Raw genomic sequence first — 14,610 nt, 5'->3', positions numbered from 1 at the left:
GGGTGTATCGGCTCCGGCATGCACTGTCACCCGGTCTTCAGTGGGGGCTTCTGGCAAAGGGGCCATCGCGGGCGGCGCAGTGTGTCGGGGGACGGGAAGCGGATCGGCCAGTGACCAGCCATCTTGGGCGCGGGCTGCGCTGGAAACGTGTCGGACTCCGGAGTGAGGTGCTGCGCGCCGGGCGCGTGCTGTGTGGCCTGCTCGATCACCGCCCCTGGATCGCCGGCCCTATCCCGCATGTGCCCAGCCGGCTGCTGCGAAGGGGGCATTGACGCCTCGATCGTGACCGGATTGACAGCCCGGCGCTGGCGGCGTGCATCCCGCGCGGCCAGCGCCGCCTCGGCGTGGCGACGCCCTTCCGGCGACATCGTGTGGAACCCGCGCCGGGCGACCCGGATGCGGCCCTTCCTCCTCGCGAAGCGTGACCCAGCCCAGCACAGTAAGCCGGGCCAGGATCTGCGAAACCGTGCTCTTCCCCAGATCAGCCAGCTCACTGATCCTCGCTCCCCACAGCGGATCATCCGCCGGCACCAGCAACAGCAAGCGCAGTACTTCAACCGTCGGGCGGGTCATGCGGGTTACGGCAGTCCTCACACCGACAAGCACATCACTCCAAGGGTCATAGGTCAAAAATGAACTATGACCTCGAAGGTGGCCAGCCAGTCTGGAGGCGCAATCAAATTGCTGGTGAGGCAGGTGGGGCTGGGGCATGTTCGTGCGCTCCCGCCGCCGGCTGCTGCTCAGCCTCCGCAGCCGCGCCGACCATGCGGAGACTGGGAGGCGTTCCTGCACGCCGAGAAGGCCCAGCGGCTGGCCTACGAAGAGATTGCCCGTGAGATAAGCGAAGTGCTGACCCTGCTCAGCCTGCGCGCGGGCGTCCTGGAGTCCCGGCCCGGCGCCCCAAGGGGAGCTAGCACCTGCGGGAGGGGGAACCGACGTGATCTGGGGCTTCTCATCGCAGTCCCTCGGGAGCGGGCCCGAGGTGGACAACTCGGGCGCGCAGGGGGCATGGGGGTTCTTTGTGTTTCTAGGTCCGCACGGTGTGCTGGGCGAGGTGGGCGAGGACCGCGTGATGGGCTTCCCAGCCGTCGGGGGTCTTCGAGGTGACTCCGAGGTGGACGGGGTCGTTGGATGGGTGGGCGTCCAGAAGTGGGGCGATACCGGCGCGGGTGATGACGATGCAGGCGTGACGGTGGCGGGATGCGAGGACGCACAGGCGGCCGGCTTCCAGGTGGAAGGCGGAGGCGTCCCAGCGGCCGGAGAGCGGGTGCAGCACGATGGTGACGCTGAATTCGCGGCCTTGGAGCCGGTTGGCGGTGTCGACGGTGACGCCGTGCAGTCGCGGGTAGTGGCGTGCCAGGAGCTCGTTGATGTAGTGGGCCTGGCTGCGGTGGGCGACGCCGATGGCCAGGTCGCGGGGTTCCAGGACGCGTCCTTGAGGGTGGTTGTCGCAGGATGCCGTGGTTTGCCGGTGAAGCAGCCCGGCGGCTGTCTCCAGGGCGGTGTGGAAGGCTTCGGCGTCGATGCGGTGGGTGATGCGGGCGGGCAGTTCCAGCAGGGCCCATCCGGTTCGGGCGGCAGTCTCGAGGGCCTTGTCGACGGGAGTGCGCCTGCCCATCGCTGTGAAGGTGAGGGTCCGCTCCGTCTGGTGGCTCGCGGCTTCGAAGGGGGTGAAGGTGTAGAAGGCGTCGCGGATCAGGGGGACGGCGGTGGGCGGCAGGCGCCAGGACGTGCTCAGGGTGTGTACGGGCAGGTCGCGGTTTTGGGCGAGAAGGACGGCGACCGCACTGTTCATGGGGTCGTGGGCAGGCCGACCCAGCGGTGAGTCCTGATCGTGGAGAAACGGGTCGAGCTGTCCGGGGTCGCCCACGAAGAGGGCTTGGTCGAAGAGGTGGCCGGTACGCAAGAGTGCGTCGGAGCGCATCTGGTAGGCCTCGTCGATGATGGCCCATGGCCACCGGCGGTCGTGGACGGTGGCCCATTTCATGGCGGTACCCACGACGACGTGGGCCGTTTTCAGGCTTTCGATGCGGTGGCCGACGCGTACGCCGGGCAGTGCCAGCATGTCGGGTGGGACTGTGTGGTTCGCTGCGGTGAGCCGAGCTGTTGGCAGGCGGGAGTGGGCCAAGCGTCGTACGAGGTCGTCGGCCTGGGTGTTGGTCTGGGTGATGACGATGCAGGGGGCGCCGTGGTGCGCGAGGGTCTGCGCGGCGTGGATGACCAGGGTGGTTTTACCGGCGCCAGGCGGTGCGTCGACCACCAGCCCGGGGTGGGTGAGCGTGGGCAGTTGCTCCACGATCGCGCGTTGCGCGTGGTCTTCCTGGTGGTGCGGCGATGGCGGGGGCGAGTGGGGTGCCGCTTTTGCTCGTTGTCGCTCTGGGGGTGGGTGCGGAGGGCCTGCGTGGGTCCATGGAATCTGATCGGGCAGCGGGAATTGCGGCATCCGGTGGTAGTGGTCGGGGCGAGGGTGCACACGAGGAAGGCGCCGGTGTCGGGGAGGACGGTGTGGCGGGGGCGGGCCGGGGTGCCCATGCCGGCGGTGATTTCGAGGTCGACGAAGGTGTCGCTGTCGCGGGGGTGATCGCCCGGACCGTGTAGCGGGCGTCGCGGTGGGTGTGGCAGGCCAGGATCTGGCCGGGTTCCAGGCGCAGCGGATCGGTGGTTGAGACGGTGAAGCGGGGGCGCCATTGGGCTCGTTTACTGCTTCCGTACACGAGGTGGTCGGCATCGACGGTGGTGACGTGCCGCCGAAGGCTTCTCCGGTGGTGCGCAGTTCGGCGCGGGTGAAGGGGTCATCGAGGGCTCGTTCGGCGGCGAAGGCCGCGGCGGCGTGCTCCCTGCGAGCCAGGCCGATGGCGGCGGCGACGGCATCGTCGCGGGCGCGCTGGGGCGCCTGTCTTGGGCGAGGTAGGCGGTCATGTCGGTGAACTCGGTGCGTTCCGTTTCCATCGCGCCGGGTGCCGTCAGCCTCGGCAGAGCCTGCAGAAGGGTGTAGGCCTGCCACATGCGTTCCCAGGTCGGTTGCATGTAGTGAGCCAGGAGGATGCGGAGGTCGTTCAGGCAGCGGGCCTGCTCGCGCGGACCGGCGCGATAGGCATGGAAAAGGGGAGCCAGGTAGTCGGTGTCGAAAGCCGGATCGGTGGCCGGCCGGCCGAGCGGTGGGTGGCGGGGTCTTCCGCTGCCAGTGCGGGGTGATGGCCGCTGGCGGTGTGGCGGGATGGGTCGATCCACGCCAGCAGGGTGGCCACGTCCTCGTCTTCAAGGGGGCTTTGCCCAGTGACCCAGTGCATGGCGAGAAAGCCGGTCAGGGGATGAGGGCGGATGTGCCGGGGAGCTCGGCGCGGCCGGCGAAGAAGGTCAGCCACTGGCCCAGGCGCCGCACCGAGCAGGAGTCGACGGAGCGCCGTCAACAGGACGCAGCCGCAGGTCGCGTCCGAGAGTGTTCAAGTAGGCCACGGCATGGGGGTTGGGCACCAGGAGTTGCGGGGCGTCGAGAAGCGCTGCCGTGCCGGCCTGGTGGAGGTGGCGGGCAGGTGCTCATGACGCCGCTGGTGTTCTTCGATGTAGGCGGTGACCCTCGAGGCGAGGGAGGTGAGCATGGGGGTGGTGCTGCCCGTCGGCGGCGCGAGGAAGAGTTCGGGGCGGGCGGGGTCGGTGCCGAGCATGACGGCCAGGGGCCTGGCCGCTGTGCCCGATTGCTTCAGGGGCAGCAGCATCAGGGGCCGGTCGCTCAGATGCAGGTGGCGAAGCCGACTGGTGGGCAGGGCGTTGCCGGTGGCAGCGGCGCGCATCCGCAGCAGGGTGGTGAGCAAGCTCATGTCGTGCCTGCCAGGAAGTCGGCATGGACACGTTGCGCGTGGCGGAGCGCCTGGGTGATGTCGGACGGTCCCGTGAGGGGTGCTGGTGGCCGTCGGTAAGGGCCAGTGCCAGGGCGATGTCGTCGATGCCTGCGACGTCGTCGCGGACCGTGGTGCCCAGGACTTCGGTCCGGCCTTGGTGGCGTGCTTCGTTACGGCAGAAGTGGGCCAGTTCGCAGTGATGCAGGCAGCCGGGGCTGTAGTGCGCACGGGGGGCAGACAGTGCTGCGGCGAGTTCCTCGCGGGGCCGCGTCGGGTTCGCCTCGCGATCCGGGGCCAGGTCGAAGGTGGTACTGGGGGGCAGCTGGTCGAGCAGGTCAGGCAGGCGGCGGAGCCGGCCGAGATGCCAACTGAGCGATTTGATCTTCTGGGCCGCGTCGGCGAGGGTCGCGGTGGGCGGTGGGAGAAGTCGCGGGGATTGACCAGGACCACACGGTTGGAGACGCGCTCGGGTGGGAGGCCCCCTCGGCCAGGAGCTCGCGCAGGGCCAGGACGTAGGCCGCGGCCTGGGTCAGCGCCGCGGCGACTTTGGCGGGATCGGCTTGGCCGTCGATGACCGGGAAGGATTCAATCTCCACGATGTGGAAGGTCTCGTGGTGCTGGAAGGCGACGATGTCGGGTTCCAGGTAGACGGGGTGGCCGGCGACGGTCAGGCGCAGCACGGGGTGGTCGAGCAGAGTGCGGGCGCGTGTTTTGTCACGGGCCGCGCCGAGGATGAGATTACGGGTGTGGGAGTGGCGCAGCGGCAGCGATGACGGCTCACGGCCGCCCACGGCGTTCACGTCCTCGTATGACACCTCGGGCAGGTGAGGTCGAGGGTCTCGCGGAGTAATTGCACCAGTTCGGCGCCGGCTTGGGTGGTGACCGGCGTTCGAAGGCGGCGCCATGGTCGAGGGCGATCGCGGATGTGCACAGCGGCCGTGGCAGGTTCAGGTGCGCGGCGAGGGCGTCCTTGTCGACGCCGGCCGCATCGAGCAGGGCGCGCCGGTCACATTCGGGGTTGACGGTCAGCGCGCCAGGGTTTTGGCGGTGTGCGGGACAGGGGGGCTGGATCCTCTCAGGGCGTCCAGTCGCGCGGCGAGCAAATTCACGGTTCTTCCTTGGATCAAGGTGCGGTGGTGCGGTCGCGGCGCGCGGTCAGGACGTGCGGTGCAGGCGAGTGACGTTGCGCAGGGTGTGGCCGAAGAGCTGCTCCACGTCGGCGAGTTGCTGTGCGCGGCGGGCGGTCTCGGTGCGGGTGTCGGCTTCGTCGTCGGCGTGGATTGCCAGTTCGGCTGCGGCGGCGCGGCGCAGCGCGTCCAGGTCGAGCGGCCCCTTGGTGGGGCAGCCGGGAATGTTGCGGTTGTAGTGCAGCAGGAGTCGGCGGACGGGCTCCTGCTGCAGGGAGTCGTCGGCGCGGGCCTGGGAGGCTTCCGCGAGTCGCAGGGCCGAGGTGAGGAAGTGGACACGGTGGGTGAGCGGGCCCACCACGCGTTGCTCCAACGGCCAGGTGCTGAGGGCGAGGAGAGCGCGGACCGGGGCGAGCAGGTCGGATGTCAGGGCCGAGCAGATGTAGTAGGCGCGTGCATAGGGCGAGGAGCGGAAGGAGCGTTCCTCATCCCGGCGCACGGCGGCCAGTCGCGCGGTGTTCAACGGGCCGGAGAAGAAGGCCTCGTGAACCAGGCTGACCAGCTTGGGCGCGGCGGAACAGTGAGGAGCGTCAGCACCTGGTGGACCTGCTCCCGGGCGGGCAGCCCCGGCTCGGCCGTGGACTGGAGCTGTGGCTGCATCTGCGGCGGGGCCGGCACGGGCGCGTCATCGGAGCCGAACAGGGCGTTGTAGGCGTTCTGGGTGCGCTTGAGTTCAGGCGACCTCCTCTTCGGCGCCGTCGGCGGAGCGCTCGCTCCCCTCATCGGACCCGCCTGGCGCGGCCTCAAGGGCTGTTCAGCAAGGCTCCCGCAGGGGCGCCTCGTTATGGCCCAGGAGCGGCGCACCCCCGTGACCCCTCTATCACCGGTAAAGCCCCTGAAGCGCCAACGATCGATGTAGGCAACTACAGGGGAAGGTTCCAAGCGTCTTTGCACCGTAACGGCATGAAGCGATTGCCGGACGACTGGGACGCCCATCACGCCATCCCGCAGGAGTACCGGAACCACCCGGGGTTCATTAACTTCGACTTCGATGCCCCATCCAACATGCGTGGGGTTCCTGGCAGTAGGATGAAGTCGCGTGGCGCCAACGTTCACCAGGAAATAACCAATCAATGGAAGTGGTTCCGGGATACGAACCCAAATGCTACGCGCGCGGAAATAGAAGACTTTGCCGAGCAAATAGACAGGGGATATGGTGACTATTACTGGAGAGAGCCTCGATAGCTGGATCGCGGCGATGTCGCAGCTGTCCGCGAGTTTCACTCGGACTTTCGAAGGCAAATACGGCTACCCGCCGGCGAGAACAGGGTTGTCGAGGCTACCGGTGATAGCGATACTAAATCGCACCTTGCAGTGTTGAAGGAAGCGGAGGTCGGGGACCTGGTCGCCTTCTATTCGCGAGTAGCGGAGGTGTCACTTCCTGATGTGGGCTCCGGATTCTTCGTTCACGCAGCCGAGTCGGTAATCGACGGCATGAACGGAGATCAGCCAACCAGGGTAGCGGCTCCGCTGATGAGCCGATCATCGTTTTCGGCTCAGACGGCGGGGGATCCCTGTTCGCGCTCGGTGCTTCAGAAGGTCTGATCTATCGCCTAACCGGTGGCACTCTGATCGGCTCCGTCTACGAGGTGGAAGATTCTGGCCTCGAAGTCGTGGCGCGGAACTTGTGGGGGTTCTTGCAGTATCTACGCGAAGCCTTCTCTGAGTCCATTTCTGGAGAATGAGAGTTATAACGCCTAACGGGCGCGTTGGGCCGATGACCACCGGCTGGGCACGCCGGGGCGAGCACTGTCTCGTCTCCGTGGGTCCCCGGGCAGTGCCCGGACGACAGCCTTCGGAACATCGACCACGTGGTGCAGCAACATCGCCTCGGAGACCGGCCGGGGCGTCGCCCAGCGCAGCATGACGCCAGCGCGTCCGGGCGGGATGAGCACCTTGTTGTATCCCCGGTGGAGACGGTCGGCGTGCAGCTCGCAAGGGCGGCGACCTCGGCGTGGACCGCGTTCTCGCCGCCCGGCACGCGCGGCCCACACCTCACCGTGCCCCTGACTGACATGCGCAGCGGTTCACTCAGACGCTGATCAGCGATGGGCCGCCGGTCGCGCGTCGTCGACAGCCGGACCACTGATGACGGCTGCTCGATCCGAAGACGCCGCCAGTGCCCGGACTGCTCCCGGCGGTTCACAACCGCCGAGACCGCGTCACTGATGGTGATCAAGCGGAACGGGGTCACCGAGCCCTTCAGTCGCAACAAGGTCATCTCCGGCGTGCGCAAGGCGTGCCAGGGCCGCCCGGTCACCGAGGACGCACTGGCGCAGCTCGGTCAGCGGGTCGAGGAGGCCGTGCGCGCCACCGGCAGCGCCGAGCTGTCCACCCATGACATGGGGCTCGCCATACTCGGCCCGCTCAAGGACCTCGACCTCGTCGCCTACCTGCGCTTCGCGTGCAGCTCACCGTCGCGGAGTTCTACCGCTGCCGCACCGCCGGGAGGTGGCCCGGCTGCTCGCGGACGCGACTTCGGCGGTCCCCACGACGGCGGACGGCTCCAGGAGCTGCCGGCCGACGGACCGCCGCCCGTCCTGCCGCCCGGAGCGCCGCCTCGCCCACCCGGGGCGGCAGCGGGGAGCAAGACCTTCGTCCTGGAACTCGCCACCCCGCCGGAGCCCCGGCGGCTGCGCCTCGCGCTGGAGGCGGTCCTGCGGCGCCACCCGGCCCTTCGCCTGTGCGCCGAACCCGACGGCAGCGCACTGCGGGTGCGCCCACTCGACGATCTCGACCTCTTTCTCGCAGAAGTGACGCCCGGGCGGTCCGTCGAGCCCGCGAACCGCCCGGCCTGGCTGCACCGCTCGGCGCAGGCCCGCGTGCCCGACCCTCGCAGGGATCCGCTGCTGCGGCTGATGCTCTCCGCGCCGCAGGACGGCCCACGCTCCTGGCCCTGACCGTGCACCCGCTGGCACTGGACGGCCTCGGACTGCTGAGCCTGTGCCACGATCTGTCCACCGCCTATCAGGACCCGGGCCCCTGGGCCCGGAGGACCGGGGATTCCTAGGGCAGCCGACCTGGCGTCACGAGCTGCCCGGCAGCGTGCCGGCGAAGCACGCCGCCGAGGTGTGGCGCGGCCTGCTGGGCGGCCGGGACCGGTCCCCGGCCGGCTTCGCGGATTCGAGCGGGGCGTCGGCCGAAGCCGGGGCGAGGTCATCGGCAGGGACACCGAGTCCCCATGGGCCCCGAGGCCGGAGCTGCACGCCGCGATCCGGTCGGCCTGCGCCCGGGACGGGATCGCGCCGTACGCCGTCCAGCTCACCGCCTTCGCCATCGCCGCGGCCGTGGCCGAGGGGGCGAGCTGCGGATCGCCCTGCCGTGGGACGGCCGGGCCGCAGCCGGACTGGAGACGTCCGTCGGCGCGTTCGCCGACATCGTGCCGCTGCCCGTCGCGATCCGTCCCGGGCAGCCGGTCGGCGCCGTCCTGTCGGCCGTGCTCGCCACCCTCGACCGGATCGGGAGCGTCCGCCCCGTGCCGTACGCGGACGTGGCGGCCGCGGATCCATCTCTCGCCTGTGAACCGGACGTGGTGTTCGGCTATGCCTGGGACAACGGCGAGGACGTCACCTTCGGCGGGAAGGGGCGCGTTGGGTGGGGCCCGAGCCGCTCCAGCCGGGTGTGCGCGTGCACTTCTCGGTCGTGGACGGCGCTGACGGGTTCCGGGTGCACGCCCGGTCCCGGGCCGACGGCCCCGGCGCGGCGGTGCTGCTCTCGGCGTACCGGACCGCTCTCTACGCGCTGGTGTTCGATCCGCAGGCGCGGGCCGACGGCTGCCCGGACACCGACGGCACGAGTGAGGACGTATGAGGTTCAGCCTGTTCTTCTTCGCCAACGGGGACGACCCCGACGAGCAGTATCGGCTGCTCATCGAGGCGTCCAGGTTCGCCGACGCCGAGGGCTTCTCGGCCGTCTGGACACCGGAGTGACACTTCCATCCGTTCGGCGCGCCCTTCCCCAACCCGGCGGTCACGGGGGCGGCGGTCGCCGCGGTCACCCGCCGGGTCGCGGTGCGGGCCGGCAGCGTGGTGCTGCCGCTGCACGATCCGCTGCGGGTCGCCGAGGAATGGGCCGTGGTGGACCGCCTCTCCGGCGGCCGGGCCGAGGTGGCGTTCGCCTCCGGTGGAATCCGCAGGACTTCGCCCTCGCACCACAGCGCTTCGCCGAGGCCAAGGAAGAGATGCGCCGGGGGATCGGCGAGGTGCTCCGGCTCTGGTCCGGTGCCGCCGTCGAGCGCACCGGCCCGGGGGGGCGCCGCTATCCCGTCCGGACCTACCCAACGCCTCGGCACGGCGGGTTGCCGCTGTGGATCACGGCGGCGGGCTCGCCACAGACCTATGCACTGGCCGGGGAGCTGGGTGCCGGGGTGCTGACCCATCTGCTCGGTCAGTCACTGGACGAACTGGAGGAGAACCTGGCCGGATACACCGACGCCCTGACCACGCACAGCCACGGCATGGAGCGGGAACGCGTCTGCGTCATGGTGCACACCCATCTCGGGCCCGACCGCCAGCGGGCCCTAAACCTCGCCAGGGGCCCGCTCATGGCCTACATGCGCTCCTCACTCAGCCTGTTCGGCCTCAAGTCTGCCGCTCCGGCCGACGACAGTACCGGCGACAAGGCACTTGAGGAGCTGCTGGAACTCGCCTACCAGGACTTCTCCCGCGATCGCTGCCTGCTTGGCTCGCCGGCGGACGCACTACCGCTGATCGAGGCGCTGGCCGAGATCGGGGGCGACGAGATCGGCTGTCTCATCGACTTCGGCATCGGCACCGACGAGGTCCTGCACGGCCTTGAGACCCTGGCCGAGTTGAACCGCCGATGCGCCGAGCTGTCAGCGCCCCGGATCCGGGTCGGCACCGAGGGGACCGCGGCAGCTGCTGGTCCTGCACCACGCAGGCGGCTCGGCAGGGCCGTATCAGCGGCTCGTCCATGCGTTCGGCGGCGGCCGCGGTCGGGAGGCTGTCGCTGCGCGACTACCTGCTCGGGGTCCTGCGGGCCGACTTCGCCGTGGCCGACGGCCACCGGGCCACCGCGGGCGCGCAGCTGCGCCGGACCCGCGGCGCGGTCTTCCGCAGCCTGGCCGACCCGGTGGCCTCGCCGGACGGCTGGTGCGGGGCGTTCCGGCAGCCGATGACCGGCCACGCCTTCGCGGGCGGCCATCTCTCCCTCGTCGACCGGGTCGAGGAGGTGGCGGATCGCATCGACGCTGAGCTCGACCGGCTCCGGCCGCGCGGACCGGAGCCGGTGCGCCGCTCGCCAGCGGTGGGACCGCCCGACCGGCGGCGTGATGGGCCACGCAGCCGGGCCCGCTGCCCAAGGCCCTGCCCACGCACCCGGGTTGGACATCCACGAAGATCGGACAGGAGCACTTTCAGTGACAACGAACAACGGGCGGCCAGTGACCGCGGCACTGATCAGGCAGATCGCCGCGGCCGCGCTGCCGCTCTACTTGTCGATGATCTCGGCCTCGGCGGGCGCTGTGGTGGACACCGCCGTCCTGGGCCACCACAAGACCGCGGCATTGGCGGGTCTCGCCGTGACCATGGCCGTCTTCGGCCCGGCCACCGCGGCGATCGCCGGCGCGCAACGCGGTGTGATGCCCTTCGTGACGGAGCACCAGGACGAACCGGCGCAGCTCGTCTCGGTCCTGCGCAACGGGATGTGGCTGGCCGTGGCCACCGGTGGTCTGGGCGCCGTCGCGGTCGCGGCGGTGCCGTGGATCGGCCGGGTCGGGGGCGTGCCGGACGCCACCCTCGATCAGCTCGGCCTGTTCCCGGTCCTGCTGGCGGCGGCCACCTTGTTGACCGCGGTGTCGACCACGGCGGGCTCCGCCCTGATCGGGCTGGGCCGGGGCCACCTGGTGATGCGCGCCGGACTGGCCGGCACGGGGTCGGCCGTGGTGCTGTCGCTGCTCCTGGTCGGCGGCCCCGGTCCGCTGCCCTCCCTCGGTCTGGCGGGCGCCGGGATCGCGATGCTGGCCTCCAGTGCGATCAGCGCCGTGGTCGCGCAGGTCGCGCTCCGACGGTCACCACAACTGGCAGGTCACTCCCTGAGGTTGGGGCGCCCGCAGCCAGCACAGGTGATCGGGCTGGCCCGGGTCGGCATTCCGCTGGCCGCCACCGTACTGATCAAGTTCGCGGTCCTGGGCGCGCTGGCCTTCTCAGCCACCCGAATCAACACGGAGGCAGCCGCCGTGCACAGCGTCGCGGTGTCGCTGGTGAACCTGATGTTCACCGCGGCCGTGGCGGTCGGGCAGGCCCTCGTGCCGGTGGTGGCGGAGCGGCTGAAGGAGCATGACCTGGCGGGTGTGCGGGCCGGGGCGGTGTCAGGGCTGGTCGTCGCCGCCGGGGCGGTGCTGTTGCTCGGCGGACTGCTCACGGTGGCGCGCGGGCCCGTGCTGGCGGTGTTCAGCACGGACCCCGGAGTGCGGGACGGCTTGGTGGACCTGCTGCCGCTCGTGCTGGCGGCGACCCTGGCGGACGCCTTCCAGGCCCTGTTCGGCTTCGGGCTGATCGGTGTCCGGCGGACCCTGCCGAGCATGCTCTGCTTCGCGGCCTGCTACGGCGTGTTGGCCGTCTTGGCCGGACCGGCGGCGGCCGGCGGCGGCCTCACCGCACTGTGGGGCACGCTGGCGGTGGTCAACCTGGTCCTGATCGCGGCCCAGGGCTGGTGCTTCCGTCGTTACAGCGCCCTGGCGGTCGCGGCCCCGGTGCCGGTCTGACCCGTCGGCCCGTCCGCCCTCGGGCCGCCCCGCCAGTGGGGGCCGGTCCGGGGGCGGACGGCCTTGCGCGCGGTGGGGTGCGCCCGTTCAGTGCGCGGGCGCCGACCGGTCAGGGGCGGGCCGGTCGGCGAGCTCCACCGCCCCGACGGGCCTGTCCGGCTGCTCCACCGCGGCCCGCAACAGAGCGACCAGGCCGTCCAACAGCCAACGGGCCGTCGTCTCCCCAAAGAGGTCGGCCGCGTACTCGATCCCGCCCGTGATCCCGCCCGGGCCGCCACTGCCGCTCTCCGGGTGTTCAGTCAAGGTGAACGTCAGGTCGAACTTGACGGTGTCCGTTGCCAGTTCGCGATGGCGTACGGTCAGACCCGGCGCCTCGGGAAGCCGCGGTGGCTCGACCTGGAACGCGAGCAGGACCTGGAAGAGCGGGTGGTAGGCCCTGGACCTGGGCGGCGTCACGACCTCCACCACCTGGTCGAACCGCGTTTCCTGGCGAGCAAGGAACTCCAGATCCGCCTCCCGGACCCGCGCCAGCAGCTCGGCCGTCGACGGGTTGCCGGCGGAAGCAACGGGCGGCGCATGATCCGGGGAAGATCCTTCTGGATGTGGCTCTTGCGGTCGCGCTGGGCGGGGACTGCCTGGCCGATGTCGGGACGCTGCGGGCGGAGCCGGCCGTGTTCGGGCCGGTGGCCTCCGATCCGACCGTCTCAGCCTGATCGATGCTCTCGCGGCGGCCGGGCCGAGGCCCTGACGGCAGTCCGGTCCGCGCGCCGAAGTCCGGGAACAGGTCGGGAAAATGGCCGGTTCGGCGGCGCCGGGTACGGACGGTCAGGTGATCGTGGATCTGGATGGCGTGCTGGTCCTGGCCCACTCCGACAAGCAGGACGCCGCCGCGACTTGGAAGAAGACCTATGGCCATCACCCACTGATGGCGTTCGTCGACCACGGCAGCGGCGGGAGCGGGGAGCCGGTCGCAGCCCTGCTGCGACCGGGCAACGCGGGCAGCAACACCGCAGCCGACCACATCGAAACCGCCCAACTCGCTCTGGCTCAGCTGGCGAAGAACCACCGGCGCGGACGCCAGACACTCATCCGTACCGATTCCGGTGGTGGGACGCACGAGTTCGTGGCCTGGCTCGCCCGGCGCGGGAGGTGGCTGTCGTACTCAGTCGGCATGACCATCACCGAGCAGATCCACCAGGCCGTCCTAAGGGTTCCGGCCTCGGCCTGGACCCCGGCCCATCTGCGATCGGCTCCGGCGTTCCGGTGTGCTGCACGAGTACGGGCGCGAGAAGCTGACGGTTCATCCGTGCCGGAGGGTTGTGGCCTGCGTCCGGTGCGGACACCAATTCGGGTGGGTCCGGCACGTGAACCGCCTCGTCGCAGTGGGCTGCCTCCCGGTGGCGCAGCGGCCGGACTATGTCACCCCGAACCGAACGGCCACGCCCTGCGACTACGCACAGATCTGTCGGCGGTGCGGCGAGGCGGTCAGCGACGTCGTCACCGAGCAGGACTGGGATACCCCATGGTGGGGCGGCAGGTGCCGACGATGCGGCGAGAGGTGGGTCGACGACGGGGACTGACCGGCCGTGCCGCCAGGAAGCCCTTCGAGCGCCCGAGCCGACAGCCGCGTGGACAGCACGGCGGGCTTCCTGGGGGATGCACGAGCCGCGGTCGACATCGCACACCCTGTCCTGCGATGCGGCTGCTGCACGCCGCCTGCGTCAGGTGCGGGCCGGCGGCGATTCTTCTGCCCGGCCCCGTATGAGACGCAGGATCCACCCCGCTTTCGGCGCACCCGCGCGCGTCATTCCGACAGCCGTGAACGTCGCCGCCGCTGCTGTTGCGGTAGCGGTGAACGCGACAACCAGCCAGACACCCCCGACAGGGCGTTCGTCTGCGGCGCGGCGAACCCTCCGGGCACCGCGTACACCACGAGCCGGTCTCCTGCCTCCGCGCCGGCGGGGCACGCCTCCCCCAGCGGGACGAAGTCCGACTCCCTGAGGTTCCGTTCGAGTTCCGTACCGTCGAGCCGCTCCAGCGAACACTCCCACCAGACTCCGGTGACCTTCCCCGTCGGCGCGGTCCTCTCATGCCGAACGGCCTTGGTGACAACGGTCTCCAGCCGCTCGCCCCACACGTCGAGCACGGCCTGGTCGAGAAACATCAGCAACCCCACGGCCAGCAGACACTCCACGATTGCCGCCACCCCGAAGTGCCAAGGACCAAGACGGATGAAGCACACAGCGATCAGCGCGAACCCCACACCGAGAAGCAGCAGCCCCGCAACAACGACCACCGCTGGGTGAGGCCACCACGCGGGAACGAGCACCACCGTCACCACGGCCAGCCCCACGTCAGCACCGAAGCGGTGACCCCCACCAGCGCACCGGCCACCCGCAACCGCGGTCTCCCGCTCACCGCCACCTCCCCCACCGCCCAAGCGTCCCGTGCGCTTTCATTCCCAGCCTGCGAGCGGTCCGACCCACGTGCGAGCGACTATCCCCATGTCATACCGACCTGCGTAGGAAGCCCGAGTACGACCCGCTCCGGAAGATCGCAAGAATCTGGGAACTGACAACTTAGAGGCCGCGCAGATAGGTACGGGGAGGGGCGCTCGCGAGCAGCGCAGGCTCAGGTCTTGATGATCATAAAGTCGCGACGCTCTGTGATCCCCGGGGAGACCTGTGCCTGCCCTGTTGATATGGCTGACCGAATCACTGTGGGACCAATTCTCGGCACTGCTGCCCGTGCAGCCGGTCTACCACCCAGACCGCCCCTGCGCTGCCACCGCCCGCGTACCAACGTTCGGATCATGCTCGACAAGCTCCTGCAGCTCCTGCAACAGCTGGTGATGTGCCGG

Annotated in this window: 9 protein-coding genes and 6 pseudogenes; 8 read left to right on the top strand and 7 right to left on the bottom strand. The window is 70.2% G+C overall.

Features of this window, described 5'->3' with window-relative positions; translation table 11 throughout:
• Positions 1–700: 700 nt before the first annotated feature.
• Positions 701–906 (top strand): annotated as a pseudogene (locus tag Q3Y56_RS33240) (sensor histidine kinase); the annotation flags it as partial.
• Between the two features lie 121 nt (positions 907–1,027).
• On the opposite strand, the gene Q3Y56_RS33235 reads toward Q3Y56_RS33240, so the two are convergent.
• From Q3Y56_RS33235 to Q3Y56_RS33215, 5 genes are all read right to left on the bottom strand, one after another.
• Positions 1,028–2,443: an AAA family ATPase gene (locus Q3Y56_RS33235; RefSeq protein ID WP_304465413.1), complete on the bottom strand. Its 1,416-nt coding sequence runs from the start codon at positions 2,441–2,443 to the stop codon at positions 1,028–1,030.
• A 1,000-nt stretch (positions 2,444–3,443) separates the two neighbouring features.
• The gene (locus tag Q3Y56_RS33230; protein WP_304465412.1) at positions 3,444–3,818 is read right to left on the bottom strand and encodes a hypothetical protein; all 375 of its coding nucleotides are present in this window, start codon (positions 3,816–3,818) and stop codon (positions 3,444–3,446) included.
• Positions 3,819–4,174: 356 nt separating this feature from the next.
• Complete coding sequence (locus Q3Y56_RS33225) at positions 4,175–4,639, bottom strand: hypothetical protein (protein ID WP_304465411.1); 465 nt, start codon at positions 4,637–4,639, stop codon at positions 4,175–4,177.
• Between the two features lie 355 nt (positions 4,640–4,994).
• On the bottom strand, positions 4,995–5,489 hold the full coding sequence (locus tag Q3Y56_RS33220; RefSeq protein WP_304465410.1) for a hypothetical protein: 495 nt from the start codon (positions 5,487–5,489) through the stop codon (positions 4,995–4,997).
• Entirely contained in the window at positions 5,486–5,749 is a 264-nt protein-coding gene (locus tag Q3Y56_RS33215; protein WP_304465409.1) for a hypothetical protein, read from the bottom strand. Before Q3Y56_RS33215 ends, Q3Y56_RS33220 begins: the two co-directional genes overlap by 4 nt.
• Positions 5,750–7,074: 1,325 nt before the next feature.
• On the opposite strand from Q3Y56_RS33215, the pseudogene Q3Y56_RS33210 reads away from it, so the two are divergent.
• The 5 genes and pseudogenes from Q3Y56_RS33210 to Q3Y56_RS33190 all read left to right on the top strand — a co-directional run.
• Positions 7,075–7,431 (top strand): annotated as a pseudogene (locus tag Q3Y56_RS33210) (ATP cone domain-containing protein); the annotation flags it as partial.
• A 1,189-nt stretch (positions 7,432–8,620) separates the two neighbouring features.
• Positions 8,621–8,836, top strand: coding sequence for a hypothetical protein (locus Q3Y56_RS33205; RefSeq protein ID WP_304465408.1), 216 nt, complete (start codon positions 8,621–8,623; stop codon positions 8,834–8,836).
• Positions 8,833–8,955 carry a hypothetical protein gene (locus tag Q3Y56_RS33200; protein ID WP_304460002.1) on the top strand — a complete coding sequence of 41 codons (123 nt, stop codon included), beginning with the start codon at positions 8,833–8,835 and terminating at the stop codon, positions 8,953–8,955. The genes Q3Y56_RS33205 and Q3Y56_RS33200 overlap by 4 nt, the downstream gene beginning before the upstream one ends.
• Positions 8,956–9,015: 60 nt before the next feature.
• Positions 9,016–10,163: pseudogene (locus Q3Y56_RS33195) on the top strand (MupA/Atu3671 family FMN-dependent luciferase-like monooxygenase); the annotation flags it as partial.
• 240 nt (positions 10,164–10,403) lie between these two features.
• Positions 10,404–11,750 (top strand): MATE family efflux transporter, encoded by a 1,347-nt coding sequence (locus tag Q3Y56_RS33190; RefSeq protein ID WP_304460003.1) that lies wholly within the window; start codon positions 10,404–10,406, stop codon positions 11,748–11,750.
• An 87-nt stretch (positions 11,751–11,837) separates the two neighbouring features.
• Here the strand turns inward: Q3Y56_RS33190 and Q3Y56_RS33185 are convergent.
• Positions 11,838–12,287: pseudogene (locus Q3Y56_RS33185) on the bottom strand (condensation domain-containing protein); the annotation flags it as partial.
• A gap of 20 nt (positions 12,288–12,307) precedes the next feature.
• Between Q3Y56_RS33185 and Q3Y56_RS33180 the strand changes: the two are divergent.
• A pseudogene (locus Q3Y56_RS33180) lies at positions 12,308–12,981 on the top strand (transposase); the annotation flags it as partial.
• A gap of 573 nt (positions 12,982–13,554) precedes the next feature.
• Here the strand turns inward: Q3Y56_RS33180 and Q3Y56_RS33175 are convergent.
• Positions 13,555–14,103, bottom strand: coding sequence for a hypothetical protein (locus Q3Y56_RS33175; RefSeq protein ID WP_304465406.1), 549 nt, complete (start codon positions 14,101–14,103; stop codon positions 13,555–13,557).
• Between the two features lie 331 nt (positions 14,104–14,434).
• On the opposite strand from Q3Y56_RS33175, the pseudogene Q3Y56_RS33170 reads away from it, so the two are divergent.
• Positions 14,435–14,589, top strand: a pseudogene (locus Q3Y56_RS33170) (IS5/IS1182 family transposase); the annotation flags it as partial.
• Positions 14,590–14,610: the final 21 nt, after the last annotated feature.

It is taken from the genome of Streptomyces sp. XD-27 (assembly GCF_030553055.1).
Lineage (GTDB): Bacteria > Actinomycetota > Actinomycetes > Streptomycetales > Streptomycetaceae > Streptomyces.
The sequence above is the reverse complement of the archived record's forward strand: the minus strand, read 5'-3'. Positions and strand labels throughout refer to the sequence as shown.